Source organism: Streptomyces sp. NPDC054813 (genome assembly GCF_053611365.1).
The window spans coordinates 73,364-98,668 of sequence record NZ_JBSHAF010000028.1 but is presented as its reverse complement, the minus strand read 5'-3'; the positions used below and the strand labels follow the sequence as shown (position 1 = coordinate 98,668).

Annotated in this window: 20 protein-coding genes and 7 pseudogenes; 15 read left to right on the top strand and 12 right to left on the bottom strand. The window is 69.0% G+C overall.

Translation table 11 applies throughout. From position 1 onward, the window contains the following. The first annotated feature begins 120 nt into the window (after window positions 1–120). Window positions 121–762 (top strand): TetR/AcrR family transcriptional regulator, encoded by a 642-nt coding sequence (locus tag ACWGJB_RS40850; RefSeq protein ID WP_453385079.1) that lies wholly within the window; start codon window positions 121–123, stop codon window positions 760–762. A gap of 37 nt (window positions 763–799) precedes the next feature. Here ACWGJB_RS40850 and ACWGJB_RS40845 read toward each other — a convergent pair whose 3' ends face one another. Next, window positions 800–1,426, bottom strand: a complete 627-nt coding sequence (locus ACWGJB_RS40845) for a TetR/AcrR family transcriptional regulator (RefSeq protein WP_453385078.1) — start codon at window positions 1,424–1,426, stop codon at window positions 800–802. Between the two features lie 109 nt (window positions 1,427–1,535). Here ACWGJB_RS40845 and ACWGJB_RS40840 point away from each other — a divergent pair, with 109 nt between their 5' ends. From ACWGJB_RS40840 to ACWGJB_RS40825, 4 genes are all read left to right on the top strand, one after another. After that, window positions 1,536–2,957: an MFS transporter gene (locus tag ACWGJB_RS40840; RefSeq protein ID WP_453385077.1), complete on the top strand. Its 1,422-nt coding sequence runs from the start codon at window positions 1,536–1,538 to the stop codon at window positions 2,955–2,957. Window positions 2,958–3,111: 154 nt separating this feature from the next. Beyond that, window positions 3,112–3,987 (top strand): NmrA family NAD(P)-binding protein, encoded by an 876-nt coding sequence (locus ACWGJB_RS40835; protein WP_453385076.1) that lies wholly within the window; start codon window positions 3,112–3,114, stop codon window positions 3,985–3,987. A 15-nt stretch (window positions 3,988–4,002) separates the two neighbouring features. Then, window positions 4,003–4,833 carry an oxidoreductase gene (locus ACWGJB_RS40830; protein ID WP_453385075.1) on the top strand — a complete coding sequence of 277 codons (831 nt, stop codon included), beginning with the start codon at window positions 4,003–4,005 and terminating at the stop codon, window positions 4,831–4,833. A gap of 477 nt (window positions 4,834–5,310) precedes the next feature. Further along, the gene (locus ACWGJB_RS40825) at window positions 5,311–6,204 is read left to right on the top strand and encodes a hypothetical protein (protein ID WP_453385074.1); all 894 of its coding nucleotides are present in this window, start codon (window positions 5,311–5,313) and stop codon (window positions 6,202–6,204) included. 154 nt (window positions 6,205–6,358) lie between these two features. Here ACWGJB_RS40825 and ACWGJB_RS40820 read toward each other — a convergent pair whose 3' ends face one another. Then, window positions 6,359–7,345, bottom strand: coding sequence for an NAD-dependent epimerase/dehydratase family protein (locus ACWGJB_RS40820; protein WP_453385123.1), 987 nt, complete (start codon window positions 7,343–7,345; stop codon window positions 6,359–6,361). A 716-nt stretch (window positions 7,346–8,061) separates the two neighbouring features. Between ACWGJB_RS40820 and ACWGJB_RS40815 the strand changes: the two genes are divergently transcribed. Together ACWGJB_RS40815 and ACWGJB_RS40810 are read left to right on the top strand one after the other, a co-directional pair. Next, window positions 8,062–8,313 (top strand): ribosomal protein L7/L12, encoded by a 252-nt coding sequence (locus ACWGJB_RS40815; RefSeq protein WP_453385073.1) that lies wholly within the window; start codon window positions 8,062–8,064, stop codon window positions 8,311–8,313. A gap of 52 nt (window positions 8,314–8,365) precedes the next feature. After that, window positions 8,366–8,503 (top strand): hypothetical protein, encoded by a 138-nt coding sequence (locus ACWGJB_RS40810; RefSeq protein ID WP_453385072.1) that lies wholly within the window; start codon window positions 8,366–8,368, stop codon window positions 8,501–8,503. 58 nt (window positions 8,504–8,561) lie between these two features. Here the strand turns inward: ACWGJB_RS40810 and ACWGJB_RS40805 are convergent, their stop codons facing one another. Further along, entirely contained in the window at window positions 8,562–8,963 is a 402-nt protein-coding gene (locus tag ACWGJB_RS40805; RefSeq protein WP_453385071.1) for a PPOX class F420-dependent oxidoreductase, read from the bottom strand. Between the two features lie 106 nt (window positions 8,964–9,069). Beyond that, a pseudogene (locus ACWGJB_RS40800) lies at window positions 9,070–9,174 on the bottom strand (oxidoreductase); the annotation flags it as partial. Window positions 9,175–9,501: 327 nt separating this feature from the next. Between ACWGJB_RS40800 and ACWGJB_RS40795 the strand changes: the two are divergent. After that, entirely contained in the window at window positions 9,502–10,614 is a 1,113-nt protein-coding gene (locus ACWGJB_RS40795) for a glycoside hydrolase family 19 protein (protein WP_453385070.1), read from the top strand. Window positions 10,615–10,933: 319 nt separating this feature from the next. Here the strand turns inward: ACWGJB_RS40795 and ACWGJB_RS40790 are convergent, their stop codons facing one another. Then, complete coding sequence (locus ACWGJB_RS40790; RefSeq protein ID WP_453385069.1) at window positions 10,934–11,263, bottom strand: transposase; 330 nt, start codon at window positions 11,261–11,263, stop codon at window positions 10,934–10,936. A 714-nt stretch (window positions 11,264–11,977) separates the two neighbouring features. Here ACWGJB_RS40790 and ACWGJB_RS40785 point away from each other — a divergent pair. Together ACWGJB_RS40785 and ACWGJB_RS40780 are read left to right on the top strand one after the other, a co-directional pair. Then, window positions 11,978–12,490, top strand: a pseudogene (locus ACWGJB_RS40785) (carbohydrate binding domain-containing protein); the annotation flags it as partial. 149 nt (window positions 12,491–12,639) lie between these two features. Then, window positions 12,640–13,062 (top strand): pentapeptide repeat-containing protein, encoded by a 423-nt coding sequence (locus ACWGJB_RS40780; protein WP_453385068.1) that lies wholly within the window; start codon window positions 12,640–12,642, stop codon window positions 13,060–13,062. Window positions 13,063–13,125: 63 nt separating this feature from the next. Here the strand turns inward: ACWGJB_RS40780 and ACWGJB_RS40775 are convergent, their stop codons facing one another. Continuing rightward, on the bottom strand, window positions 13,126–15,186 hold the full coding sequence (locus ACWGJB_RS40775; protein ID WP_453385067.1) for a SpoIIE family protein phosphatase: 2,061 nt from the start codon (window positions 15,184–15,186) through the stop codon (window positions 13,126–13,128). 209 nt (window positions 15,187–15,395) lie between these two features. Here ACWGJB_RS40775 and phoU point away from each other — a divergent pair. Further along, window positions 15,396–15,878 (top strand): annotated as a pseudogene (gene phoU / locus ACWGJB_RS40770) (phosphate signaling complex protein PhoU); the annotation flags it as partial. 320 nt (window positions 15,879–16,198) lie between these two features. On the opposite strand, the pseudogene ACWGJB_RS40765 reads toward phoU, so the two are convergent. Further along, window positions 16,199–16,750: pseudogene (locus tag ACWGJB_RS40765) on the bottom strand (histidine phosphatase family protein); the annotation flags it as partial. A gap of 676 nt (window positions 16,751–17,426) precedes the next feature. Here ACWGJB_RS40765 and ACWGJB_RS40760 point away from each other — a divergent pair. After that, the gene (locus tag ACWGJB_RS40760; RefSeq protein ID WP_453385066.1) at window positions 17,427–17,693 is read left to right on the top strand and encodes a DUF6959 family protein; all 267 of its coding nucleotides are present in this window, start codon (window positions 17,427–17,429) and stop codon (window positions 17,691–17,693) included. A gap of 112 nt (window positions 17,694–17,805) precedes the next feature. On the opposite strand, the gene ACWGJB_RS40755 is transcribed toward ACWGJB_RS40760, so the two are convergent. Next, window positions 17,806–21,276: a phosphodiester glycosidase family protein gene (locus ACWGJB_RS40755; protein WP_453385065.1), complete on the bottom strand. Its 3,471-nt coding sequence runs from the start codon at window positions 21,274–21,276 to the stop codon at window positions 17,806–17,808. Window positions 21,277–21,507: 231 nt separating this feature from the next. Between ACWGJB_RS40755 and ACWGJB_RS40750 the strand changes: the two genes are divergently transcribed. Both ACWGJB_RS40750 and ACWGJB_RS40745 read left to right on the top strand, forming a co-directional pair. Then, the gene (locus tag ACWGJB_RS40750) at window positions 21,508–21,801 is read left to right on the top strand and encodes a hypothetical protein (RefSeq protein WP_453385064.1); all 294 of its coding nucleotides are present in this window, start codon (window positions 21,508–21,510) and stop codon (window positions 21,799–21,801) included. Between the two features lie 314 nt (window positions 21,802–22,115). Continuing rightward, window positions 22,116–22,979: a CAP domain-containing protein gene (locus tag ACWGJB_RS40745; RefSeq protein WP_453385063.1), complete on the top strand. Its 864-nt coding sequence runs from the start codon at window positions 22,116–22,118 to the stop codon at window positions 22,977–22,979. Window positions 22,980–23,063: 84 nt separating this feature from the next. On the opposite strand, the pseudogene ACWGJB_RS40740 reads toward ACWGJB_RS40745, so the two are convergent. Both ACWGJB_RS40740 and ACWGJB_RS40735 read right to left on the bottom strand, forming a co-directional pair. Then, window positions 23,064–23,225 (bottom strand): annotated as a pseudogene (locus tag ACWGJB_RS40740) (SulP family inorganic anion transporter); the annotation flags it as partial. Between the two features lie 47 nt (window positions 23,226–23,272). Then, window positions 23,273–23,428, bottom strand: a complete 156-nt coding sequence (locus ACWGJB_RS40735) for an alkyl sulfatase C-terminal domain-containing protein (RefSeq protein ID WP_453385062.1) — start codon at window positions 23,426–23,428, stop codon at window positions 23,273–23,275. On the opposite strand from ACWGJB_RS40735, the pseudogene ACWGJB_RS40730 reads away from it, so the two are divergent. Next, window positions 23,423–23,661 (top strand): annotated as a pseudogene (locus tag ACWGJB_RS40730) (aspartate 1-decarboxylase); the annotation flags it as partial. The gene ACWGJB_RS40735 and the pseudogene ACWGJB_RS40730 sit on opposite strands and share 6 nt — an antisense overlap. A gap of 474 nt (window positions 23,662–24,135) precedes the next feature. On the opposite strand, the gene ACWGJB_RS40725 reads toward ACWGJB_RS40730, so the two are convergent. Together ACWGJB_RS40725 and ACWGJB_RS40720 are read right to left on the bottom strand one after the other, a co-directional pair. Next, window positions 24,136–24,420, bottom strand: coding sequence for a hypothetical protein (locus ACWGJB_RS40725; RefSeq protein ID WP_453385061.1), 285 nt, complete (start codon window positions 24,418–24,420; stop codon window positions 24,136–24,138). A 398-nt stretch (window positions 24,421–24,818) separates the two neighbouring features. Continuing rightward, window positions 24,819–25,046 (bottom strand): annotated as a pseudogene (locus ACWGJB_RS40720) (integrase core domain-containing protein); the annotation flags it as partial. Between the last annotated feature and the right edge of the window lie 259 nt (window positions 25,047–25,305).

Below are 25,305 nucleotides of genomic sequence, written 5' to 3'. Positions count from 1 at the left end.
TGCGGGACTCGCGGGAAGCCGCGGGCAACGACCCAGGATTCTGGACCGATCCGTCAGGAACCGTACGAACTTGTGGAACGGAATGTCAAGAATGCTCGTGCCGCCTGTAGGCTGGCTGCCATGGGGCGCCCACCAGGATTCGACAAGGACAAGGTCGTACAGGCCGTCGAGCGACAGTTCCGCCGCACCGGATACGCCGGTACCAGCGTTGACGACATCGCCAAGGCCGGCGGGCTGGGCCGCGGCAGCCTCTACGCCGCCTTCGGCGACAAGAGCCAGCTGTACCTGCGGACACTGGAGGCGTACTGCGGGCGCACCGAGAGCGCCTGGGCGGCCGTACTCGACGGCCCCGATGACACCGCGCTGGAACGGCTCCACGCATACCTCGTCAAGTCAGCGCGATTTGTGCACGATGACCCCGACCGGCTCGGCTGCATGGTGACCGGTTTCGTCGTCGAGGGAGCCGACCACGATCCGCAGGCCACCGCCCGTGTCAAGCAGGCCCTGGGGAGAATCGAGGGGTCACTGACCGACTGCGTTCAGGCCGCGCAGCGCCATGGCGACCTCGACCCCGAGGCGGACGCCCCCGAAATCAGCCAGCTGCTCATGGCGATCAACCGGGGCATGGAAGTACTGGCCAGGGGCGGCCTCGACACAGCCGCGCTGGAGCGCGTCGCCGGTCAAGCATTCACGGGGCTCCCGCTCACGGCACGAGCCCGGTCCCGGCAGGCGCTCCGCCCAGCCGCCTCAGGCGCTTCCTGAGCACCGCCCACTCGAAGGACCGCGCTCCGCGGTGCGGTCAGCGTTCTGCGGCGAATGACTCGATGTAGGCCAGGGCCCCGTACAGCGCGTCACGCAGGGGTGTCGACTCACCGGCCGCCTGGTCCAGCAGTGCTCCGCCCTGGAACGCGGCGGTGAGCAGGTGGGCGAGCGCGGCCGGATCGGCCTCGGACCGCAGTTGGCCACGCTCGCGCATCTTGCTCAGGCCGCGCCTGAACAGCTCCTGCCACCGTTCGAAGCCGTCGGCCACCGCGTCCCGATGGGAAGGCTCGTTCTTGACGACCTCGGCGGCCAGGGAGCCGAACGTGCACCCGCCACGCAGCATGTCCTGCGAGGCGATGTAGGAGTCGGCCCACCGATGCAGGGCGGCGAAGCTGTCCAGCTCGCCCAGCTCGGGCGCCTGGTGGCGGGCGACGATGCTGTCGGCCTGCCAGGCGAGCACCGCGCGTACCAGGGACTCCTTGGTGGGGAAGTGGCGCGTCAGCTGCGAGCCGCTGACGCCGGCGGCCACCCGGATCTGCTCGTTGTTGGTGTTCTGCGCGCCGTGTTCGTAGATCAGCTCGGCGGCCGCCCTGACGATGCGTGCACGGGTGGCCAGACCCTTGGCGGTCAGCTTCTGGCCCGACGCTTCGCTGGTGGTGGTCATGGCGACCATCGTAACGCAACAAGGGGCTTGACAACCCTTTCCATGGAGTGTCTCCTGGAGGCAGGCCGAAAAAGGGTTACCAAGCCCATTCCTTTGGGAGGCGGACAGGATGTCCACACAGGCTGCACCGCAGGCGGTCGCGACGGCACCGCACGGTGTCCCGGCTCCAGCCGTCGCCGAGACGCGTCACCCGCACCGCTGGAGCATCATGGCGGTGCTGGGCGCCGTCGCCTTCATGGCACAGCTCGACTACTTCGTCGTCAACGTCGGCCTCGACGCGATCGGCCGGTCGTTCCCGGGCACGAGCGTCGCGAGCGTGTCATGGGTTCTGTCGGCTTACGCGATCGTCTTCGCCGCCGTGCTCGTGCCCGCGGGTCGGATCGCGGACCACTGGGGGCGCAAGAAGATTCTGCTGTCCGGAGTGGCACTCTTTACCCTCACCTCCGCCGTCGCGGCCGCCGCACCGAGCCTCGGCGTGCTGGTCGGTGCCAGGGCTCTCCAGGCCGTCGGCGCAGCGATGATCGTGCCTACCTCACTCGGCCTGCTCTACCCGAACTTCCCCACGCGCCAGCACACCCTGGTAGTGGGCCTGTGGGCGGGTGTGGGCGCGATCGCGGCCTCGGCGGGCCCGCCCGTCGGCGGTCTGCTCGTCACCCTCGACTGGCGGTGGATCTTCCTGATCAATATTCCCGTCGGCATCGCCACCCTCGTCGCCGGCGCGTTGCTGCTGCCCGAGGTGCGCCGGCTCAAAGGCGCCGCTGTGCCGGACCCGGCATCCGCTCTCGCCCTCCTGCTGGCCGTGAGCCTGCTGGTGCTCGCCACCGTCCAGGGACCGGGGTGGGGCTGGACGGATACCCGCACCGTGGCCCTGTTCGGCGCAGCCGTCCTGGCCGGGGCCGCGACCGCCGAGCGCACCCTGCGCGGCAAGTCGCCAGTGATCGAAAGGCAGTTGTTCGCCAGCAGGCCGTTCACCGCCGCCACCGTGGCCCTGTTCCTGTTCTCCGTCGGCTTCGCCATCGTCCTGCTCAGCACCGCCCTGTTCATGCAAGAGGTCTGGCACTTCAGCCCGCTGCGCGCCGGCGTCTCCATCGCCCCGGCCCCACTCGCCTCGATCGCCTTCGCGATGAACGCCGGCCCCATCCAGCGCCGCTTCGGACGCACCACCCCCGCCGTGACCGGCACGCTGGCCATGGCACTCGCCGCCGGCTACTGGCTCGCGACCGTGCACACCACCCCCGACTACTGGGGCGGCATGTTCCCGGGCCTGATCCTGGTCGGCTTGGCCGGCGGTCTGGCTCAGGCGCCGCTGTTCGCCGCCGCCGGCACCCTCGCACCCGAACGCGCAACCACCGGCAGCGCCGTACTCAACATGAGCCGCCAGATCGGCAGCGCCGTGGGCGTGGCCCTGCTCGTCGCCCTCACCCCCCAGGCCACGACCACCGGATTCGACCGTGCCTGGTCGGTCCAGGCCGGCGCCGCCGTCGCCGCGGCCACCGCGCTGTTCGCCCTCCGGCCCCGCGACACACCCTGACCGCAGGGGCGCGGCCATGCGCGCCGGGCCCGCAACCACAGCCCCCTGCCAGACGGGCGTCGCACCGCCTCTCATTCATCTTCTGCGACACCCGCTCGAAGGACTGACGCTGGAGTTCCCGCCAGCGCCCTCTCAAGAAACGGAGATCACCCTCATGGAACGCAACCTCCTCGTGATCGGGGCCACCGGCAAGACCGGCGGCCACACCACCGAACTCCTGCTCCAGCGCGGTCACCGCGTCCGTGCACTCGTCCGCGGCCCCGACGGGCGCGCCGAGCGGCTCGCCGCCCTCGGAGCCGACGTCGTGGAAGGCGACGTCCTCGACCTGGACTCCCTGTCCCGGGCGACCAAGGGGATCGACGCCCTGTACTTCACCTATCCGATCCGCTCCGGCCTGATGGACGCGACCGTGAACGTGGCCCAGGCAGCGGAAGAGAACGAAGTCCAGGCGATCGTGAACATGTCGCAGATCTCCGCCCGCCGCAACACCGCCAGCAACGCGGCACGCCAGCACTGGGTCGCCGAACGCGTCCTGGACCACGCCCCGGTTCCCGTCACCCACATCCGCCCGACCTTCTTCGCCCAATGGCTGATCGACACCTGGGCCGACGGAACCGGCGAACTGCGCCTGCCGTTCGCCGACGGACGCCACGCCCCCATCGCGGAAAGCGACCAGGCGAAGGTGATCGCGGCCATCCTGGAGGACCCCGCCCCGCACGCCGGCCAGATCTACCCGCTATACGGAGCCGAGGAACTCAACCACTACGAGATCGCCGAGAAGATGTCGCGGGCACTGGACCGCGACGTCACCTACGTACCCATCGAACTCGACGAATTCGCCGCCATCCTGCACGGGCGCGGCGCGCCCGACCACCTGATCCAGCACCTGCTCGCCGTAGCCGTCGACTACCGCAACGGCGTCTTCGCCGGCACCAACGACCTCGTGAAGACGATCGGCGGCAGCGACCCCCTCGGCGTCGAGGGCTTCATCGCCCAGAACCGCGCGGCCTTCGAACTGCCCACTGCCTGAACACCGGAGACAACAATGAGCGTTTGGTTCATCACCGGATCATCCCGCGGCCTCGGCCTGGAGATCACCCGTGCCGCCCTCACCGCCGGCCACCAGGTCGTCGCGACCGCGCGGAAAACCGAAACCGTCCGCGAGCAGTTTCCCGACGCCGACGACATGCTGCTCACCGTGGCGCTGGACGTGACCGACCCGCAGAGCATCCACGCGGCCGTCGACGCGGCGATCGAGCGGTTCGGCCGGATCGACGTCCTGGTCAACAACGCCGGCACCGGACTGCTCGCAGCCGTCGAAGAGTCCGACGACGTCGCGGTGCGCGCGGTGTACGAGACCAACGTGTTCGGCCCGCTCGCCGTCCAACGCGCCGTACTGCCGGTGCTGCGCCGCCGGCGCTCCGGCCACGTGATCAACATCAGCTCCATCGTGGGCTTCGCCACCGCGCCCGGCTGGGGCATCTACGCCTCCACGAAGTTCGCCGTCGAAGGCTTCACCGAGACCCTCCACACCGAACTGGCCCCCCTCGGCATCCACGTCACCCTCGTGGAACCCGGCTTCTTCCGCACCGACTTCCTCGACCACGCCAGCCTGCGCACCGGCCCCGACACCATCGACGAGTACGCGCCCACCGTCGGCGCGATGCGTGCAGCCGCCACGAGCCTGAACCACGCCCAGCCCGGCGACCCGGTCAAAGCCGCCCGCGCCATCGTCGAAATGGCCGCCGCCCCCGAACCACCCCTGCGCCTCCCGCTCGGAGCCGACACCCTGCAAGCCTTCGACGCCAAGCTGGACACCTTCCGCAAAGAGATGGACACCTGGCGGCAGGTTGCCCTTGCCACCGATCACGACTAGGACAACACCTCAATCAGCCTTCTTCGCCACCACGGTCCGAAGACGCTCAGGAGCTTCGGTCGCACTGCGACCACCGGTGCCCGCACAACAGCAGGCCCCCACAGCACGCCACGACCGGCAAGGGGGTCTGCTGCACGATCGGGTGACATCTTTGACCTGCCCCACGGTTTGGGTTCCAGCTGCGGTGGCTAACTGACGGCGGGGATGGTGTCTTTGCGCCGCGGACACTTCCCACCATGGCCTCCGCCCGATCCCCGGCCGGCTCGCACCCCTGCACACCGTGCCGGCCCGAAGAAGTCACCTCCGAGGCTCCCTGGCCGGCGGCAACGCCCTTGCAGCCACTTGACCAGCGGATTCATGTGAGGTGAACATACGTCCAGCAGACCGCAGGACACACCGAACAGCACGGAACTCCCTCGTGGCCTTGATGTGGACCTTCTGCCCTATGGGGGACTTGTACGGCTCTGGACGCGCGGCATGCTGCCGCGACGAGTGACGCGCGCCGCATGCGTGGGCGTGCTGCTCGCCGGAGGAAGCGTCGCCTGCGGCGCCACCGACGCGAAGGACTCCGCGGCCGCTTCCGCGGACAGTTCCTCGCCCCGGGCGGCGGCCGTCTCCACCACCTCCACGGGGACCGACGCCCTTGCCGGAGAGAAGCCCGTTGCAGCGGTGGCGAAGGCAGCCAAGCACACCGAGACCTTCACCTCGCTCCGCTACCGGATCGCCGGGACCGTCCCGTCGATGGGGCACGTGGAAGGCGAGGCCTCCATGACCACGAAACCCTGGGCCATGAGCATGAAGGTGACGGCCGAGTCCGGCACGGCATGGCACGGGCCGATGGAGTTCCGGTTCGTCAAGGACACGATGTACGCCGGCGGCAGCGCGCTGCGCGCCCGCCGGGCCGACGGCAAGGGCTGGCTCAGTGCCGCTCCGGCCGTCTGGGGACGTGGCAGTTCCCAGAACCAGGCGTTCGGCCTGCTGCCGAGCGAACTGGAGGAGAGCCCGATCAAGCAGTCCGCGATGCTGACCGGGTCCAAGGACCTCAAGCTGGTCGGGACCGAGACGGTCGCCGGCACCAGCAGCGCCCACTACACGGGGACCGTCACGACGGACGACCTGACCGGTGACCGGCTGGACCAGCTCGTCGGGCTGGAGATCACCGAACCGCTCGCCATGGACCTGTGGATCGACGGCAGCGGCCGCACCAAGCAGTTCCGCCTCAGGGGCACGCACAACGAGAAGTTCTTTCCCGAGACCGGGCGCAGTCCGCTGGACCTGACCGTCACCTTCCTCGACTTCAACCAGCCCCTCACCGTCAAGGCCCCCGCCGCAAGGGACACCGTGTCCCTCGGGGACGCGCGCGAAGGCTGAGCAGCGCCACCCATGGGCACGTACAGTCGCTCACCGGCCTCATCGAACGACTGTGCCGTGACACCTTCCAGCGGCACAGTCCGACATCCGGCCACGACGGTCTCGTCGGCCACCCCTGCAGTACTGACTTCGGCGCGTCAATAGGGACGGGTTCTCATCCGAGGGACGCCAGGATTTCACGCTCTCTGTCCGGGGCGAGTCCCGCGCGGCGTGGCCGATGCAGTCCCTGCTTGCGTTCCCAGCGCAGTGTGTCGGCAAGGAGGTCGGCGCGGGAGCGGTGGCGCAGGCCCGCGGTAGTGGCGGCAGATCCGTCACGCGCTGCCCAGCCCTCCCATCCTGGTTCGACCAACCACATGGGCAGTGAGTCGGGGCCCATGTACTGGGCCACTCCGTGCGCGAGGAGCTGCTGGGACGCCACCGTGACGACTGGTCCGGTGTGTCCGCCGACGCTGCGGGACAACTCGATCCACTCGGCGAAGGGCATAGTCGGGCCAACCGCGTTGTACGTGCCCGTGGTTCGGTGTTCTGCAGCGTCGAGGAGCCAGGACGCCAGGTCGCGCACGTCGACGGTCTGCGTCGAGGCTTTGGGGGTGTCGGGGACGAGCAGCGGCGCCTGGGGGGCACGGGCGGCACGGGCGACCCAATAGCCGGAGCGGTCGCTGTGGTCGCCGGGCCCGCCGATGAGTCCGGCGCGTGCGATCAGGAGGCGGTCGGCCAGGGCCGTCTGGGTGAGCGTTTCGCAGGCGGACTTGGCCTCGCCGTACTGGTCACGGTCGACCTCTTCGTGGTCTGTGGCGGGCAGCAGGGCGGCGGACTCGCCCGCGCCGGGCTCACCGTGGGAGGCGTATGCGCTGACCGAGGAGACGTAGATCCAGTGACGTGCCCGCGCGCCCAGGGCCGCAACTGCGTTCCGTACGAAGCCGGGTTGCCAGGACACTTCAAGCACAGCGTCCCATTCCCGGCTGGGCAGGGACGCGTACGCGGTGGGGTTGCGCCGATCCGCGGCCACCAGCCGCGCGCCTTCCGCCACGGGCCCGCTGTCGCCACGAGCCACGCACGTCACGTGGTGGCCGCGGTCGAGGGCCTGCCGGGACACTTCACGGCCCAGCCAAGCCGTACCGCCGAGAACCAGGATCTCCATGCGCTCCATGGCGGAACTCAATCAGCGCGGCCCGATCACGCCAAGAGGCTTCTGCTGTGGGCAGAGCCCGCATGTGCCCAACTCGTTTTCCTTATACGTCAACCGCTCCGCTGACACCACGAGAGGGGTTCACGGACACGCTTTCAGCGATACCGAACAGCGCACGGTCAGAACAACTCCTCTTCACCAGTAGGCCATCGAGCCCAGCAACCGACCAGTCGCTGCCGCCCTCACCGTCCATGCCCGGACCCTGCCTATCGCGTTCGCACTGCGCGGCCTGACCCTGTGCTGCCGCGTCATGTACCCCCGCCCGCGCCGCCGTCAGGGCCTGGCCGCAGGCGCCGCTCCAGCCCGCCCCGGCCGCTGACGAATTCGGCGACCTGGACGAAGTGTCAGACACCAACGCGCGTGGCCAGTCCTGCAGCGCTCTGGGGTCGGGCATGGTGTCGGTCTCCACCGGGCCTGAACCGGCACGGCAAAGGAGTAAAGCCGGGTGCGCCAAGGCGCCGGATGACGCCCGTGCCGTCGAGATCGAGGCCGCCCCCGGTGCCCGCCCTCCACTCCCTGGTCAACGGTATGAAGCGAGACCTGGACGCCGTCACCGCCGGCCTGGGCCAACCTTGAACTGCTCCGCAGACGCATTCTCCTCGGGACGTGATCGCCGAGCCTCGCCATATGCTGCAGGACATCCGCGGACTGATGGAGGGTCAGACACGGTGAGCGAATCGTTCTTGCTCGTCTGCGACGACCTGCCGCACACGGTAGTTCTGTCTGACTTCGGCCCCCAGGCCACCGAGATCATGAAGCTGCTTCACAGGCGAACCGGGCTGAGTTTGTGGCGCTGCAAGTCCCTCATCAGTGAACTGCCGGCGAGCGTCCTCGAGAACGTGCCGGAAGAAGTCGCCATCGCCATGGTGGCCGAACTCCGCGAAGTCGGTGCCAGTGCTCATATCGAAGCGAATCAGTAGACCTTCGGCGCCCTGATCGTCACAAGATCCCAGACAGAGCCGAATTATCTGGGTGTGGGGCACCGCCGAGACCGTCGTCGTCATCGCCCTGATGGTCGCCGGCTACTGGTACTCCGGCGTCCCCGCCCGCCGCCGCGCCGCGAACGCCGCCGTACCGGCGGCCACCGAGGTGGAGCCGGTCCAGGTGTGAGGCCACGCGACGCGGCGGTCCCCCGACGTGCCGCGGACCCCGGCCTCGTGACACGAGCTCAGCCGCGGGGGCTGGTGATCCGTTCGGGCTGGATCACGTAGATCACCCGGACCTGGTCGCGGCCGCCGAACCACGGGTAGGGCCCGCCGAGGTACTTCTGCGCGAGCGCCTCGATGTGCTCGCCCGCTCCCTCGGTGGTCACCCGCACCACACGGCCGCGGATCTGGACGTAGGAGGACGGTTCCGAGGGGTCGGAGACCGCTAGGGCCACCCGCGGGTCGCGCGCGATGTTCCGGGTCTTCTGATGCGACTCCACGCTGTTGATCAGGACGTGCTCGCCGTCGGTGTCGACCCATGTCTGGGTGAGCTGGGGCGAGCCGTCGGGCATCGTCGTGGCGATGTAGCAGGTGCTGGGGCGTCGCAGCATCGCCACCACGTTCTCGCCGAGGGATACGGGCACAGGGGTCTCCAGGAGTAGGGCCGGTGGATGCCGGACCCACGGTAGCCACGCGTGCAGACCGGCCCTCGCCCAGCCCCGGGAACCGCGCACCGGCCGCGGCTCGGAGTTCGCGGTACACCTTGTGCTGGGCGGCCTGGGCGCGCGGGCGGACGACGAGCAGGTCGATGTTGACATGCGAGGGCCGGGTCACCGTCCAGGCCACCGTATCGGCCGGGCCAGATCACACCCTCGAACTGCTGCCTCAGCCACTCGGGATACGGGCCTTACTCGCCGATCGGCAGGTACGGCCCGATGAACGAACTTGCCCGATCGGACAACTCTCTACTCTGACGTCGCTCTCCATCCGAAACCTGCGCGGTCCCTCCGTACGGAGACCGTGAGACAAGAGCCACGATCCGCCTGCGGCCCCGCCACGGGGCAAGGGAAGCAACTATCGCCCATGACATGACAAAACTCCTTACCTAGCCGTTGACTGGTCTGGACCAATCAGGCTTTGCTGCTGGGGTCCCCCACTCACCCCCTACCTCTGGAGTGGCAGATGAGCACAACCATGCCCAGCGAGCATCGCAGACCCGCCTATGGCAGGTACATGACAGCACTGCTGGCCGTCCTGGCCGGCCTCCTCAGCGCGTTCACCGTCCTCGGCGTCGCGAGCCCCGCGGCGGCAGCGGACTGCGCCGCGGCCTGGAGCTCCGGCGCGGTCTACACCGGCGGCATGACTGCCTCCTACAACGGCGACAACTGGCAGGCCAAGTGGTGGACACAGGGCGAGACGCCCGGCGTCGCCGCAGTCTGGGCCGACCAAGGAGCCTGCGGTGGCTCCAGCGGAGGAGGCACCGGCGGCGGCAGCTGCAACTACCCCGCCTGGGTGGCCGGACAGTCCTATGCGACCGGCGCCATCGTGCAGTACACCCCCAATGGCCAGTACTACATCGCCACCCACGACAACCCTGGATACGACCCCACCATCAGCACCTGGTACTGGTCCCCCTACACCTGCACCGGAGGCTCCGGTGGAGGAGGCACGGGCGGCGGCACCGGCGGATTCGTGGTCAGCGAAGCCCAGTTCAACCAGATGTTCCCTAACCGGAACTCCTTCTACAGCTACAGCGGCCTGGTGGCCGCGCTCAGCGCCTACCCCGGCTTCGCCACCACCGGCAGCGCCACCGTGCAGAAGCAGGAGGCCGCGGCGTTCCTGGCCAACGTCGACCACGAGACCGGCGGCCTCGTCTACATCAACGAGGTCGACCAGTCCGGGAACTACTGCGCGAGCGAGCCCTACGGCTGCCCCGCCGGCACCTACGCCTACTACGGACGCGGCCCGATGCAGCTCAGCTGGAACTTCAACTACAAGGCCGCCGGCGACGCCCTCGGCGTCGACCTGCTGGACAACCCCGGCCTGGTTGCCTCCGACTCGGCGATCTCCTGGAAGACCGGCCTGTGGTACTGGAACACCCAGACCGGCCCCGGCACGATGACCGGACACAACGCCATGGTCAACGGCGCGGGCTTCGGCGAGACCATCCGCAGCATCAACGGCAGCATCGAGTGCAACGGCGGCAACACCGCCGAGATGCAGGACCGCGTCAACGACTACCTCTCCTTCACCTCTGTCCTCGGCGTCCCCGCAGGCTCCAACCTCACCTGCTGACCGCCACCCATGGGAACGACCGGCCATCAAGCCTTCTCACCAACCGAATAGCCACCTCCCCAGTACCGAATCAATGTGGATTTTCAACCTGATTATGGTGGGTTGGCAATTCAGAACGGCGAAGCTCCTGGTAGATGGGGTATCAAACAGGAACAACCTTCTCTGCCAGGAGCTTCGCGCACTTGTGAGCCCGGTGACGTCACCCGCCCTGCGGTCAGCACGCCCCGAAGAGCGTGGACCCGACCACGTTACGGTCGGGAGTTTCGCGCAGCTCGCAGCAAGCTTCGAAGGCTGTCGCACGACTTCGCCCGGCCGCGAGTCAAAAGCGGAATCGGGTGGTGCTCGTGATGAGTTTGCTGAGGTTGTGGACGGTGCCGAGAAGCTTGATCTCCGCATCGACGGCTCGATGGCCTCGGTTGTCGAGGCGTCGGCCGAACCGCTGGAAGAGCTGGGCAAAGCCCGGTTCGACCAGGGCGCTGCGCTGGCGGTACGGAGCTCGGCCGTCCGGAGTCGCCAGGCGGTCGCCATGGCCCGCTGGCCGGCGGGGGCGGGGCGGTCTGGCGCTTCGCAACGAAGCCCGACTGGTCGGCCTCGCTGGCGGCCGAGACCAGGAGAGGCAGGCCGGCGAACTCCTCGAAGGAGGCGGCACAGGCGTATCCACTGTCCGCGAGCCAGAGCAGGATGTCACCCGGTAGTCCTGCCGCGGACTGGTGGTCTCGGCAAGTGGGTGTCGATGCGCCGGCCGATCGGGCACAGCCTCCGCCGCGTGCCGGGCAGCTCGGTGCGGGCGTCATGTCGACGCGGGACAAGGACCATGTGCTCGCCGTGGACAACCGGACGGCGTTCGCGATACGCCAGGACTTCAGCCCCGCCCGTGTCAACGCCCGGTCGGCGTACGGCTGTCCCTGATCTCACGGGCGTCGAGCGTGGCTTCCCCGGATGCGGTGCCGGCTGAACCTCCGGAGCGGGCGTTACGTATGAATTCCGAGGGACAACTCTGGTCTATGCCACGGGCCGGAAGGAGAGCACCATGTCCACACCGTCCGCGTCCGACGCACCGGACGACCACACCGCGCTGGAGCCCATCCGCGTGCTGCGCCCGCGCCGCACCGACGCGCTGGCCCAACTGCTCGACGACATACGCCAGGACAAGGACTACCGCGGCCGCGCAACCGTGGCACCCATCCCCCACACCCCGACCGACGGCGAGACAGAGGAACTCCCGCGTGCCCCCGGCGGCAAGACGGAGGAACTCCCCACACTCGACGGCGACACCCGCCCGCCGCGTGCCGTGGACCGCCCGCGCCTGGGGCCCGGACAGCGCCGGGCGGCCGTGGTGATCTCGATCGCCGCGGCGGCCGTCGTGGGCTTCGGCTGCTCTCTCCTGATCCGCAGCCCTACCGAAGCCACCCCGACCGCACCCGCGGCGAGCGCGTCAGCCGACCCGACATCGGCCGCCCCGGGCGCGGTCGGGGTCGCCGACGCCCTGACCAACCCCGGCTTCGAGTCGGGCGGCCTCTCGCCGTGGAGCTGCGCCGGCAACCCCGGCTCGATCGTTTCCTCCCCCGTCCACGCGGGCTCCAAAGCCCTCCAGGGGACGGTGAGTTCGAGCGACACCGCGCAGTGCAACCAGACCGTCACGGTACGGCCGAACACCACCTACTCACTCAGCGCCTGGGTCCGCGGCTCCTACGTCTACCTGGGCGTGAACGGCGGCGCATCCACCTGGACCACTTCCCCCACCAGATACAGCCTCCTGACCGTCTCCTTCACCACAGGCGCCTCCCAGACCAGCGCGACGATCTACGTGCACGGCTGGTACGCACAGGGCAGCTACTACGCCGACGACATCACCCTGAACGAGCCCGGTGGCGGCAGTCACACCTAGAGCCTGTCATCAAGTGACCCTGCCTGTTGGATCACGGACGGGCAATACGTCGCCATGAACTGTCCTACACCGAGGGGAGGTTCATCCGACCTGTCCAGCAACGACAGCCCCGTTCAAGGGCTGGCACGATGTCCAGCATGAGCCGACTGGTAACGCTGAAGGAGAACCTCGCATCCCGCCGTCAGTACGCGACTCTCCAGCGGGAGTCCTTTGACGGCGCGGATCTCGCTTCGGTGCGCTTGCAGTCGTTGTGGTTCACGCGGTGCACATTTCGCGAGACGGATCTCCGCCAAGCCACTCTCGATGGCTGCCATTTCAAACTATGCGATCTTCGCGGAGCGAATCTGAGCGGCGCCTCCATGCGGGGGGTCACCCTGGCGGGCTGCGATCTGACTGGCGCCGACCTGCGCGCCGCGGACCTGACCGGCGCCCGCTTCGGCCCGGTCCTCACCGGTGCCCCACCCCACGGGCTGACGAATGCCACCGACGCGAAGCTCGACAAAGCTGTCCTCCGCGACCTCCAACTGGAACAGGTCATCGGCTGGCCCCTCATCGGGTGATCGACTCGCACCGGAAGCGCGAACACATGCAGCGGGCGTCGACCAAACCTTGGAATCGATCATCTAGGGCCGGGGCCAGCGTCGGGCTCGGGCGATGAGTATGGCGACGTCGTCGTGGTCGTCCGGATCGCGCAGTGCCTCCAGGAGCCGGTCGCAGGTTTCTTCCGAGGATCGGTCGGGTCTGTGGAGCAGTTGGAGGAGGAGGTCCAGGCGCTCGTCGATGGCGTGGTGGCGGGTCTCGACCAAGCCGTCGGTGTAGAGGACCAGTTGGTCGCCGGGGGCCAGGCCGAAGGTGGTGACTTCGAAGGCGACACCGCCGACCCCGAGGGGTGCGCCGGTGGGCAGGTCGAGCAGTTCGGGGGGCTCGCCGTCACGCATCAGCACCGGGGGAAGGTGTCCGGCGACAGCGATGCGGCACAGGGCACGGTGCGGGTCATAGACCGCGTAGGCGCAGGTGGCGTACTGCTCCAGGTCCGCGGTGATCTTGTCGAGGTGGCGCAGCAGCTCGGTGGGTGGGAGGTCGAGGTCGGCCAGGGTGGAGGTGGCGGTGCGCAGGCGTCCCATGGTGGTGGCGGCGCCTATGCCGCTGCCCATCACATCGCCGACGACCAGCGCGGTCTTGTCTTCCTTGAGGGGGATGACATCGAACCAGTCGCCACCGACCTCGATGGTCGTTCCGGCGGGCCGATATCGGGAGGCGACCTCCAGGCCTGCCTGCTGCGGTGGGAGGTCCGGCAGCAGGCTGCGCTGGAGGGTCACAGCGATGTTGCGTGCACCTTGGTACAGGCGGGCATTGTCGATGCACACCGCGGTTCGATCGGCCAGTTCACCGGCCAGGGTGAGGTCGTCGTTGTCGAAGGGCAGCGGGTTGCGGGCACGGGTGAGGCCCAGGGTGCCGAGCACCTCACCGCGGGCGATCAGGGGCGTCAAGAGATAGCTGTGGATGCCGGCGCGGGCCAGGATGACGGCGGCCTCGGCGTCACGGGCGATGCGGGCCAGGTCCCGCTCGCCGACGTGGGGTATCAGAATGGGGCGGCCGGTCCGTACGCATAGAGTGGCCAGGCGCTCCGCGCCGTAGCTGGCGAGGTGGCCGGCAGGGTCGGCGGCGCGGACGGCCTCGGTGGGGTACGCGGCTTTCACGGCCAGGGCACGGAAGAGTGCCCGGCCGGCGCCGGGTGCCGTCGGCTGGCGGTCGTCCAGGACGGAGTCCAGGACGTCAACGGCCGCGATGTCGGCGAGCTCGGGGACGGCGACGTCGGCCAGCTCGCGGGCGGTCTGTTCCACATCCAAAGTGGTGCCGATACGGGCGGAGCCATCGGCGATCAGAGCCAAGCGCTGCCGGGCACGGTGCCGATCAGTGACATCCACCAGCACGACGGCTACCCCCAGTACTCGCCCGCCGGGACCATCGAGCCGGTAGTAGGAGGCTGACCACGCGTGATCGTTGTCGGGGTCGGCGGGTGTGCGTCCCACGCTCTGCTGGTCGATCAGGGGCTCTCCGGACGTGAGGACATGCCGCAGCGCGGCCTCGATCGCATCGACCTCCAGGAAAGGCAGGGCCTCTCGGACTGGTCGCCCGAGGTGGTCTTCGGCTCGGACGCCGTTGATCCGCGCCAGCGCCGGGTTGACGGCCACGTACCGCAGGTCGGTGTCCAGGACGGCCAGCCCGATCGGGGACTGCGACACCAGACGCGTGGACAGGGCCAGGTCACGTTCCACCTGGCGCAGGATCGCCTCGTCGGTGGCGATGCCCAGGGCATAGAAGTCACCCCGGTCGTCCGACAGTCGCATGTTGCGGAACTCCACCAGCCGGGTAGTGCCGTCTTTGTGCCGGACAGGGAAGGCGCCGGCCCATCCCTGGCCCGTCCTCATGACCTCGGTGAACAGCCTGATCATCATTTCCAGGTTCTGCTCGTCGACCAGCAGCCGTGCCGCGTACTGGCCCAGCGCCTCCGGCGCGGTGTAGCCGAACACCTCCTCGGCCTGCGGGCTCCACAACACGATTCGTCCCTCGGCATCCAGCAGCACCGCCGCGACACTCAGCAGATCCAGCAGCCCACTGCGCTGCGGCGGCCCGGCGCCAGCCTGGTCGCCCTCGCCTCCGAAGAGGCCGGCTGTCCTCATCCCAGGCACTCCCTCCACCTGCCCGGCGCGACGCGCGGCCCTGCCCCGCCAAAGGCTGCGGTCTGTCCCACACACCTCGCGGTGCTTCCATGGTCCCCCGGATCCGGGTAGCCGCCAGGTCGCGCAAGTCAGCTCGACACGCTCGATCACGAAGAGCCACGGCAAGCCCGGCAACATGGGCGTCGACTTCGTTCCAGGTGACGAACGACCGAGCGATCGCGGTGCTGGCACGGCAGCAGCCGGTAGCCACGGATCTGCGGGTCGTAGTCACCTCGCTGCGGCATGAGCGCAGACCTGGAACGATCTGGTGACCTGGCCCAGCATGTGGCCAAGCCGGCCCGGATGCGATACGCCGACCGGGCGGTTCCGCGCGATCTACTCCGCACGATTCTGGAGATGGGCCGGCTCGCCCAGCGCCTGATGGCGCAGGCACCGAAGTGATCATGACCCGGGACGTCGATGCCGCGCTCCAGCTGGAAAAGGACGACGACCGCATGGACGAGCTGCACCGCACGATCTTCCAGCACCTCATGGACGACCGGTGGCAGCACGGCGTGGAAGCCGCCGTGGACGTCACACTGGTCGGCCGCCACCACGAGCGGTTCGCCGACCACCCGGTGTCGGTGGCCCAGCGCGTGGTCTACCTGGTCATAGGCGAACACGCAGGCGAGTTGGTCGCCGACACGCCCGTCTGCCCCTCCATCAGGCTCGGCGAGCATGCCCGTTTGGCCGGCCCACAGCGGTCGCCCACTCGGCAGGCGTCATGCTGGCAGGCAGAGCCCCGGCCGTCAGCATGGGCGCATGGTGGAACACACGACAAGCGTGCACACCCTCACCCGGACAGAACCCACCGGGGAGGATGGATCGAGCATGACCCCACCGGGCGCGCAGTCGTGCGATGCACCTGCGGCCTTGACAGCGACTGCGTGCCGGAAACAAAGGCAGTGCAGATTGCCGATGAGCACCGCCGGACGGCCGCGGAAACCCGCGTCCAACTGGGCCTTCAGCTATGTCAGATGTGGAGCTCTGGCGGGAAGCCGGTCCAGCGGAGCTCGGTGGGGAGGTGGCCGGTGTCGTTGAAGAGGAGGACCGCCGGGGGGCGGTCGGGTGTGTAGCGGATGACGGTCAGCGCCGCGTTGGCATGGTTGATGCCCAACCACCGCCACTTCGGCGCGTCGAGAGCGGCTCGAACGAGCCAGCCGACAAGGAAGTTGTGGGTGACGACAAGCTCGTGGCGCGGTTCGTCGCCGACGACAGGTCCGGTGAAATCTGCGAGCGCCGCCGCCGCGAGCCCAGGGCCCTGCTCGCGTTCCTCAGCCGTGAACTGGTCCAGGAACTTGTGCCAGGCGTCGGCTGCCTCCGGCAGCAGCTCTTCGCGTGTCGGCAGGTAGGGGAGGTAGTCGCCAGCCGCTTCGGAGCGACGGTGGGGAACGCCGTCGAGCCGTTCACCAACCAACCGGGCGGTCTGTTCAGCACGGGCGAGAGGCCCGTGGTGGATTGCCGCCAGCGGAACCCCACGGAGCCGCTCCCCCAGCAAGGCGGCCTGGTGGCGGCCCGCATCGGTGGTGATCGCGGCGACGTGCTCGCGGACCTCCTCGACCGTGCTGTCGGTCTGGTGGAGGCGGGCCTCAGCGCGGTCACTCGGCTCCAGGTCGGCGTGCTCGGGGAACAGGTCCAACGCTCGGTAGCTACCGAGACAGGACAGAGCCTCTTCGTCGGTCGGCGTCCAGGATTCGGGGTCGAAGCGGAGCTGGGTGTGTCCGCCGGGGACGAAGGCGAATGGTCTCCCGTCGATCTCGACGATCGCGTTGTAGGCGGTTCGTCCGGCTAATTCGTGGAGACGGACGGATGTGACGACACCGCCTACCTGTCGAGCGGTTGCCTCGGCGGTGGCTGCGGCCACCTTCTGGTCGAAGTGGAGCCACTCGTCGAGGGTGATGTCGGCAGTCGACATGCCGCGGAGTATGCCGGAGCCCGCCGACAGCCGGGACGTCGGATCTTTGATCATTGGGAACCCTGGTCGGGCTCATGCAGTTTCGGCCTGGTCAACTGCCCCCTCCCGCCTCACCCCCAACGAAGCCCTCGCCCCGGCGTGAGCGATCGCCCTCGCCGCCCAGGAGGTGGCGCCGCAGGGTCACGTACCGTCCCGGCGCCCGTCCCGGACCACTTTCACCATCACTCAAGGTCGCCTCCTCACAACATCGTTGATGCGAGACGCTGATGTCGGGTTGGATGACGTGATGGAACACATCGAGGCAGAGCTGTTCACCGACGGTGGCAACGACGCTGTCGTTCGCCTTCCGGGCCGGCGGTTCCCGGGGGTACTGGTCCAGGGCGACTCGCTGCACATCCTGCGCAGTGACGCGGCCGAGCTGATGGAGGCGTGCGAGCGGGGCGACATGGCCGACGTCCAGGACTCCGCCGGTCTCCTGCTGACGGGCCTCGACGCCCTGCTCAAGCGCTACGAGGACGCGCTGGAGCGGCACGGCATTCCAACGCCGTACTGAGTGCAGGGGTGCAGTGCACGGCTGATCGGCCGACGCGGCCGCCATGTGCAGCCCCCGGGTCGGTGTGGAGCGGCCGGGAGTCGACCGGTGGGGTCGTCTCCCGGCCTGACGGTCAGCCGAGGGTGACGGTCGCCGAGGCGGTCAGTCCCCCGGCGGTCACCTTGACGGTGACCGTGCCGGACCGGACCGCCGTGAGGGTTCCGGCCTCCGGGTCGAGCAGGGCCCGGGTGTACGAGCCCCGGCCGAGGGTCTCTGCCTCGGACTCCGACCGCACGACGACGCCGTCGCCGCCCTCCCAGGTGACGCTCGCCGGGAACCGCAGCGGGAACCGCAGACCGAACTCGCTGGTGATGCCTGTCGCGGCGAGCTGGCCCTTGGCGCCCACGGCGATCCGCGGCGGTGCCGACAGCTCGATGCCGTCGATCAGCGGCACGCTCTCGGCCTGCAACCACTCCCGGGTCTGCGGGCTGGGCTCACCGGCCTTGACCCGGGCCGGCCGCGGGTCGACGGCGACGTGCATCCACCCGAAGAAGCCGCCCTGGTCGGGCGAGCTGTAGGGGGTCTTGCCGACGGCCGGGGTGTTGACCTCCAGCACGCCGTCGGTGCGGGTGACGGCCGCCATGTGCGCGTGGCCGTTGAAGAGGGCGATCGGCTTGCCGGACTTCTCACGGAAGTCGGCGAGCCAGCGCTGGAGCAGCGCGGCCTCCAACTGGTCCGAGAGCTGCGAGGCGCCGGTTCCGGTCGGGTCGTGCAGCGGGTGGTGGAAGGAGAGCACCACGCCCGTCACCGAGCGGTCGGCCGCTGCCTTGGCAAGCTCGGCCTGGAGCAGCGGCACCTGGTCCCAGTCCGAGGTGCGCATGTCACCGGTGTGGGAGTCGAGCAGGATGAAGCGGGTGCCCTTGTGATCGAGAATCTGCTTGTTGGGACGGCCGGTCGCGGCGAGGAACGCGTCGAGTCCGCCGGTCGCCGACAGACCCGCCTCGTGGTTGCCCGGCGTCCAGTACACCGGCAGGTCCGCCGGTACGTGCTCGTGCAGCAGCCCGTTGGCCAGGTCGAAGTCGGCGGGGTTGTTGTTGTCGACGAAGTCGCCGTTGATGAGGATGAAGTCGGGTTTGCTGTCGACCGCCTGCTCGAGCGCGATCGCGGCCTGCCGTCCGGAGAAGGAGTTCAGGCCCGCGGCGGCGCTGACGTGCAGGTCGGACAGGACCGCAAAGGTCCAGCGGTGGTCGGGCAGCCCGCCCTGTTCGACCACGTACGGGTCGGACATCGGCCGCTCGGAGTTGTCCGGCTGCTGGCCGACCTGCGCGGCGAGTCCGTCGAAGTCGAGCTGACCGGCGTTCTTGTTGGTCTGCGACGTCTCGGCGATGTAGACGCGCACCAGGGTCAGGGGCTCGGAGTAGCCGGCGGGGATGTCGCCGACGACGCGGCGCCAGCCGGTCCAGTCCACGACGGTGGTGAACGTGAACGGCACGTTCGTGGTGCCCTGCGAGGAGATCATGGCGCGCAGCCAGTGGTTGCGGCCGTCGCCGTTGACCCACAGGGCCAGCCGCCGGGTTCCGGCGGGCAGCGTGATCGGGCCGCCGCCTGCCACGGCGTAGGCCGCGGAGGTGCTGGTCTGACCGGTGAAGTCGTAGGTCAGCCGCAGGGCATGGTTGTCCGCGGTTGCGCCGGGGCGGTCCGCGGCGGGGACGAACCCGACGGACGCGGTGCCTCTCGCGGCCAGGGCCGTCCACTGCTCGTTCGGCTCGAACTCGGCCAGGGACACGTCGATCAGGCCGACCGTCACCGGGAGCTTGGCGGTCACTCCCTGCACGGTGGCGGTGATGCTCGCGGCCCGTCCGCCGGCGTCTGCGTCGCCGGTGATCTGGATGCTGCCGTCGGCGTCGGCCTTCACGGTGAGCACGGTCTTGTCGTAGTCGAGTTCGACGTCGCGCGGCGCGACCGGGGCGTCGAACCCGTCGGCGTCGTAGCCGATCAGGTGGACGCTCGCGGCGGCCCCGGGGTCGATGGTGACCGCACGCTGGGTGAACGTGAGCCGGTGCAGGTCGCCCAGCACGCGCACCTCGTGCCGGCCCTCGGTCGAACCACTGCGGGCGTGCAGCGTGCCCGCGCCGGGACGGCCGGCGCGGAAGACGCCGTCGCGCACCTTGCCCAGCGAGCCGGGGTGGGCGCTCCACCTGACCGTGTCGTGGTGCAGGGCGACGGGCGCCCAGGTCTCGTCGTAACCGGCGGCCGCGAGGTCGAGCGTCAGTCCGGTGATCACACGGTCGGCCCGCGGGCGGACGTCGATACCGCGCAGCCGGCCCGATCCCTTGGGGCCGAACAGGCCGACGCCGTTGGGCACGGGCCGCTCGTTGCCGTCGGACGGGGTGTTGACGACGCTGACGGCGGCGTCACCCGGGTGGCGTGCGACGATCTCGGTAGAGCCGCCGCCGTCGAGCATGAACGCCTCGGTGGCGCCGAGGCGCACCAGGAGTTTGGCCATATCGTCGAAGCTGAGGCCGGCGGAGAAGTTGGCCGATCCGTCGACGGCGACCAGCAGCAGGCGGTGTCCACCGTCCAGCCAGGCGATGGCGGTGCGGGGCTTGAGCGCGTCGTTGCCGCTGTTGGGCGGGAAGTCGACGGCCGCACCGTTCTTGACCAGCACCGCGCCGCTGCCGAGCGCCATGGTGAGGGCGGCGGGCGCGTCGGTCTGCGGGGCGAACGCCACGGCGACGGTGTCGCCGGGCTTGACGGAGGCCAGCTGGGCAGCGGCGGCGCCCCGGCCCAGGACGATCATGCCGCCGTCGGGCACCGGGGTGGCGGTGATCTGGTTGTTGACCGTGTTCACCGTGCTGCCCTTGACGACGAGTTCGGTGAACGGCCCGGCGTCCTGGATGAGCGTGCGGTCCGCGGTGCCCCACAGCGGGGTGTAGACGGCGATGCCGTCGGCGGGTACGGAGGCGGAGTTGAGGGCGGCCAGCGGCCGCTGGGTGCCGGCGACGGTGACGGTGCCGGTGAGGACGAGGTCGGCGAACCGCGCGACCCGGTCGGCGCCGATGGCCGCGACCGTCGCGTGCTGGTTCGTGCCCTTGCGCAGGTGCCCGTCCTGGATCTCCGGGCCCTCGGCCGCGAAGGTCTCGGTGATGTCGAAGTAGTCGCCGTTCACGGCCGCGACGGCGTGCTGGGCGTTCGTGGTCTGCGTGAGCGGGCGCGCCTCGCTCACCTTGTCGGCGATCAGATCCACGCCGACGGACTCGTTGCCCAGGTCGGCGTTGAGGACGTGAACCCGGGTCCAGCCGGTGCGGCCGAAGGTGTCGAAGGAGGTGAGCACGATCCCGGGCGCCACCGGGTAGTCGACACGGCCCGCGACGACGGACTCGCCGGACACGGTGAGCTGGTACTGCGGCACGTGGAAGGCGGGGAAGTGCGAAGGCGTGACGGTCGGGGTGCCGGACTCGCTGCCGGGCCACCCGGATCCGGTCTGCGGGCTCGCGTAGGCGGTCGCGGTGCCGCCGGTGGCCGCGAGGCCCGCGGCGACCGCGCCGACGATGAGCCCGCGGCGGGAGAGACCCGCTACGCCGTTGTTCTGGTGGTCGTTCATGGGGGGCGACGGTAAGGGTCTAGACCTCCTGGAGATGAACGTCCAGATGAACGTAGAGGTGAAAGCGTGTTTCCGAAAGCACGCGCACCTGCGCGAACCAAGCCAAGTACCGAGGGAGGGGCGGCGGTTCCGCGCCGGACGCGCGGAGGCGCCGAGAGCGGTACGACCGGTGGACGGATGGAGCAGATGTGCGGCAATCCGTCCGTATTTAGCGCCCCAGACCGAGGAGATGTGTCGTGGCAGGCTGCGGAGCAGGCCCCGCCCCTCCACGGCGGCCGCTTCGTCTATCCGACGAATATGGCGATCATCGTGGTCAGCCTCCTGCTGCTCTGTCTGCTGTGCCTGGACCGTGCACCTCTGCCACTGGTGATCTTCGCCGGCGCCCTCGTCCTGCTGGTGCTGGGTACCTCGGGCCCGTTCTCGTCGAAGTCACGTTTCCTCGTCCCGGCGTCCCCCTGCTCATCCCTCGAGCCCCGCGCTCGTACATGGTTCCGTGACATCCGTCACAGCGGATCCGGGACCTAGGGGTGCCGGATAGTAGAGGTCGCTCTGGCGACATATGGGATTTGTCCGGCTTGAGGCGCGCATGCCTCGCGCCTGGATTCACGGCTTTCCGACCGCGAGCCACCTTCATCCGTTCTGCGCACACGTAGGGATTCTGACGGGGCGACAGAATTCCACAGAGGCCCCGGAACCCGGACCAGCGCGCCGCACTCCCATGACAAGGGCCGCCCGATCCTACGAAGCGAGCTAGTAGCGAGGCCCTTTGCGCTCCATGTGAAGGCTTCCTAAGAATGACGACCCGCAGGACGCTGTCGCAGCTCAGGAGCGGGTTACGCATGGGTAAACATCGTAAGAACACGCATTACCGGCGGATAGTCATCGCTGCCGTCGCCGTGGGCACCGTGGGCATACCGTCCGCCGCCATGGCCTGTACCAACTGGCCCGACAGCGGCGGACACCGGTCCACGAGCGCCGAGAGCAGCGCAACGAAGGACTCGTGGAACAAGAAGGACTGGTGGAACGACGCGAACTGGGGCCGCCCCTGGAACGCCAACCAGGCCGGCGAGCCCTCGTGGACGGCATCGGCGGCGCCGAGCGCCACGAACACTCCTCACGCCCCTGCGAGCGCCGGCACTCCTCACGCCCCTGCGAGCGCCGGAAAGACCACCGCGCCGAGGCCGAAGGCCACAGCGCCTCGGCACACCGCACCGACCACCGCTCCCAAGCCCAGCACCACCGCGTCGCCCAGCCCCCGGAGCACCACCACCGCCGCTTCCGCGGCCCCCAAGCCGTCGACCACCCCGAAGGCCACCGCCACGGCCTCCGGAGTCGTCGCTCGCATCGTGGGACTCGTCAATGCCGAGCGCAGCAAGGTCGGCTGTTCGGCCCTGACCCTGAACACGACACTGGCCAAGGTCGCACAGGCACACAGTAAGGACATGGCGCTTCACCAGAACATGTCGCACTCCGGGTCCGACGGCTCCTCCCCCGGAGACCGGCTCACCAGTGCCGGATACACCTGGAGCGCCTACGGCGAGAACGTGGCCTACGGTTACGCCTCTCCCGAGCAGGTCATGGCGGGCTGGATGGCCAGCCCTGGCCACAAGGCCAACATCCTCAACTGCACGTTCAAGGAGATCGGCGTCGGTCTGGCACAGCCGGGCAGCTACTGGACCCAGGACTTCGGCACCGCCCGTTGAGCGGGTGCCGTCTGCCGTCGAGGTGAGCACGATGGCGCTGGTCAGCTTGGTGACCATGAGGACGGTACGGGCGGTGAGCGAACCGACGATCGCGGGGACGACACCCGTGTACAGACCGGCGACCGGGTTGAACCCCGCGATCGACGCGTATGCCATGCCCTGCGGGATGGAGAAGAGCCCGGTGACCAGACCCGCGCCGACGTGCGAACGCTTCGGCCTACCCAGCCCTGGAAGCGGTCGCCACATGAAGCCGGGTCCCGTGCCGGCTCGTCGGTCCGCCGCCGGGCCTCGGTTCACGGTGTGACGATGGCGAAGTCCGGGTCGGGTGTGCCAAGTTGGCCGAAGAGTTCGGTGAGTTCGCCGGGGTCTCCGGTGATCTCGGCGGTGTCGCGAGCTGCCAGGTCGGCCAGGGTGAGCGTGCCGGGCAGGTCGGCCTCGGTGAGATCCACCGCGCCACAGTCACCCAGTCGCACCTCAACTACGTCGGTCGATCACCATCGACGCCGACCTGCTGGAGGCCGCCGGGATACGACGCCATGAGAAGGTCAACCTGGTCAACCTGAACAACGGCGCACGGCTGTCGACCTACGTCATCGAAGGCCCGCGCGGATCCGGCGTGATCGGCGTCAACGGCCCCTCCGCCCGACAGGCGCAGGTGGGCGACCTGTCGCAGTCGATTTCTTCCCTGTCGAGACGGTGCTCGGCAGACGGCTGTACACGCTGGCCCTCCTCGAGCACGGCACGAGGCGCCTGCACATCACCGGCGTCACCGCCGTACTCATGCAGGTGCCGCCGAGCCGCGCGCGTCGTCGTATGTCGAGGCGCGCGATCCGCTGTGGATCGTCGATTGGTGGGTCCTCGATCTTGAGCGGTGCGTCTCCTCAGGGCCTCTGACGTTTCGTTACGCTCAGTGAGGGCACCTCCCCGCAACGCGTTCGGCTTCCGCAACGCTGACGACCAGCGGCTGCGGACACGCTGCGTCACCACCCGCCGAGCCCGCGGACACCTCCGCGCCGCTCAACTTTGAAGACCCACTTTGATCACGGCCCTCTTGGCGATCTTGCTGAGCGGGGAGGTACTTCTGTTTGCGTTTGCTGAGCCCCGCACGACCAAGCCCTCTGCCGGCGGTTCCTCGCCGGCAGAGGGCTTGGTGCCGCTAGCGCACGATGACCACGATAAAACCGTTGTTGAAGCCGTCGTCGAAGCGGTGGTCGAAGCCGAACCCGTTGTGGTCGAAGCGGAACCCGCCGTGGTCGAAGCGGAACCCGCCGTGGTCGAAGCAGCGCCAGTCACCGCGGAAGCACCAGTTGTCGGTCACCTGGGTGTGTGCGGCCGGAGCCGATGCCGCGGCCGTACCTGCCGCGCCGATCGCGGCGCCGCCAGACATCAGAACGCAGGCCGCGGATGCGGCGGCCAGGCGCCTCGCGCGTTGTGCTTGCATGATGGATACACCTTTCCTTCCATCGTCTCGCGCGGCTCTCGGCGGCGCGAGACGGACGGCCGCAACCACAAGGTGTCGCCCTGCGCAACCGGCGGGGAGTTCTTCTCACATCCGGGATCCCCGCCGCACGGGAACAAGCCCACCGGGGGTGCGTCCCCAGGCTGCGGCCCTATATGCAGTACGTCGACGGCGCTCTTTTGGATTGGTGTTTCGGCCACCGTTTCCAGGTCGCAGCTCAAAGGCTCAGAGTGATCGCCGCGGCGATACCGCCCGGCCCCAGGGCGAAGGCATCCTAGCGCGGGCAGGTCGACCCGGCGGCATCCACGATCACTGCTGCAGGTGTTGTCATGCTCCGCATCCTGCCGCCCTGCTCTTGCCGAATACCTCATCCATGCCGGTCAGGCCGCATGCGCGTAATCATGCAGGGTGCCGCCGAGCCGCGCGCGTCGTCGAATGTCGAGGCGCGCGATCCGCTGTGGATCGTCGATTGGTTCGGGCAACGGACGCAGAGGGCGGGCGTTCGCGAGGCCCTGGTGCGGCCTGTGTTCGTTGTAGAAAATCTCGAATTCGCGCAGGGCGTGAAGGAGATGGCGCTGGTCCCAGATCAGTGTCCGGTCATGGCGCCTCCCGACGAACTGTTCGCGCAGCGTCGAGTTGATGGCGGCCTGAAGGCCGGCCCACGCGGGTCGGTACTCCGTCGTCCGGGGCCCGCTGGTTCACATCAACCGCAGGAGGTCCGTGAGGCGCGTGCCCACGTCTCGGCCGCTCCTAATCCGTACCTCGCGCGAGATCGCGCAACCTCCGGCTCTCTCGTGACCGCCACCACTCAGTAGGCGGGTGTCGACGTTCGTCGGTGCCGGGCGGACATCTGAAGCCAGCACGGTC

Bases quoted from the DNA above. Each gene is read 5' to 3' on its own strand.
- ACWGJB_RS40845 (WP_453385078.1), bottom strand. From the start codon at position 1,426: ATGACCACCACCAGCGAAGCGTCGGGCCAGAAGCTGACCGCCAAGGGT.
- ACWGJB_RS40825 (WP_453385074.1), top strand. From the start codon at position 5,311: ATGCTGCCGCGACGAGTGACGCGCGCCGCATGCGTGGGCGTGCTGCTC.
- ACWGJB_RS40835 (WP_453385076.1), top strand. From the start codon at position 3,112: ATGGAACGCAACCTCCTCGTGATCGGGGCCACCGGCAAGACCGGCGGC.
- ACWGJB_RS40830 (WP_453385075.1), top strand. From the start codon at position 4,003: ATGAGCGTTTGGTTCATCACCGGATCATCCCGCGGCCTCGGCCTGGAG.
- ACWGJB_RS40725 (WP_453385061.1), bottom strand. From the start codon at position 24,420: ATGCAAGCACAACGCGCGAGGCGCCTGGCCGCCGCATCCGCGGCCTGC.
- ACWGJB_RS40775 (WP_453385067.1), bottom strand. From the start codon at position 15,186: ATGAGGACAGCCGGCCTCTTCGGAGGCGAGGGCGACCAGGCTGGCGCC.
- ACWGJB_RS40755 (WP_453385065.1), bottom strand. From the start codon at position 21,276: ATGAACGACCACCAGAACAACGGCGTAGCGGGTCTCTCCCGCCGCGGG.
- ACWGJB_RS40850 (WP_453385079.1), top strand. From the start codon at position 121: ATGGGGCGCCCACCAGGATTCGACAAGGACAAGGTCGTACAGGCCGTC.
- ACWGJB_RS40840 (WP_453385077.1), top strand. From the start codon at position 1,536: ATGTCCACACAGGCTGCACCGCAGGCGGTCGCGACGGCACCGCACGGT.
- ACWGJB_RS40820 (WP_453385123.1), bottom strand. From the start codon at position 7,345: ATGGAGATCCTGGTTCTCGGCGGTACGGCTTGGCTGGGCCGTGAAGTG.
- ACWGJB_RS40795 (WP_453385070.1), top strand. From the start codon at position 9,502: ATGAGCACAACCATGCCCAGCGAGCATCGCAGACCCGCCTATGGCAGG.
- ACWGJB_RS40760 (WP_453385066.1), top strand. From the start codon at position 17,427: ATGGAACACATCGAGGCAGAGCTGTTCACCGACGGTGGCAACGACGCT.
- ACWGJB_RS40780 (WP_453385068.1), top strand. From the start codon at position 12,640: ATGAGCCGACTGGTAACGCTGAAGGAGAACCTCGCATCCCGCCGTCAG.
- ACWGJB_RS40745 (WP_453385063.1), top strand. From the start codon at position 22,116: ATGGGTAAACATCGTAAGAACACGCATTACCGGCGGATAGTCATCGCT.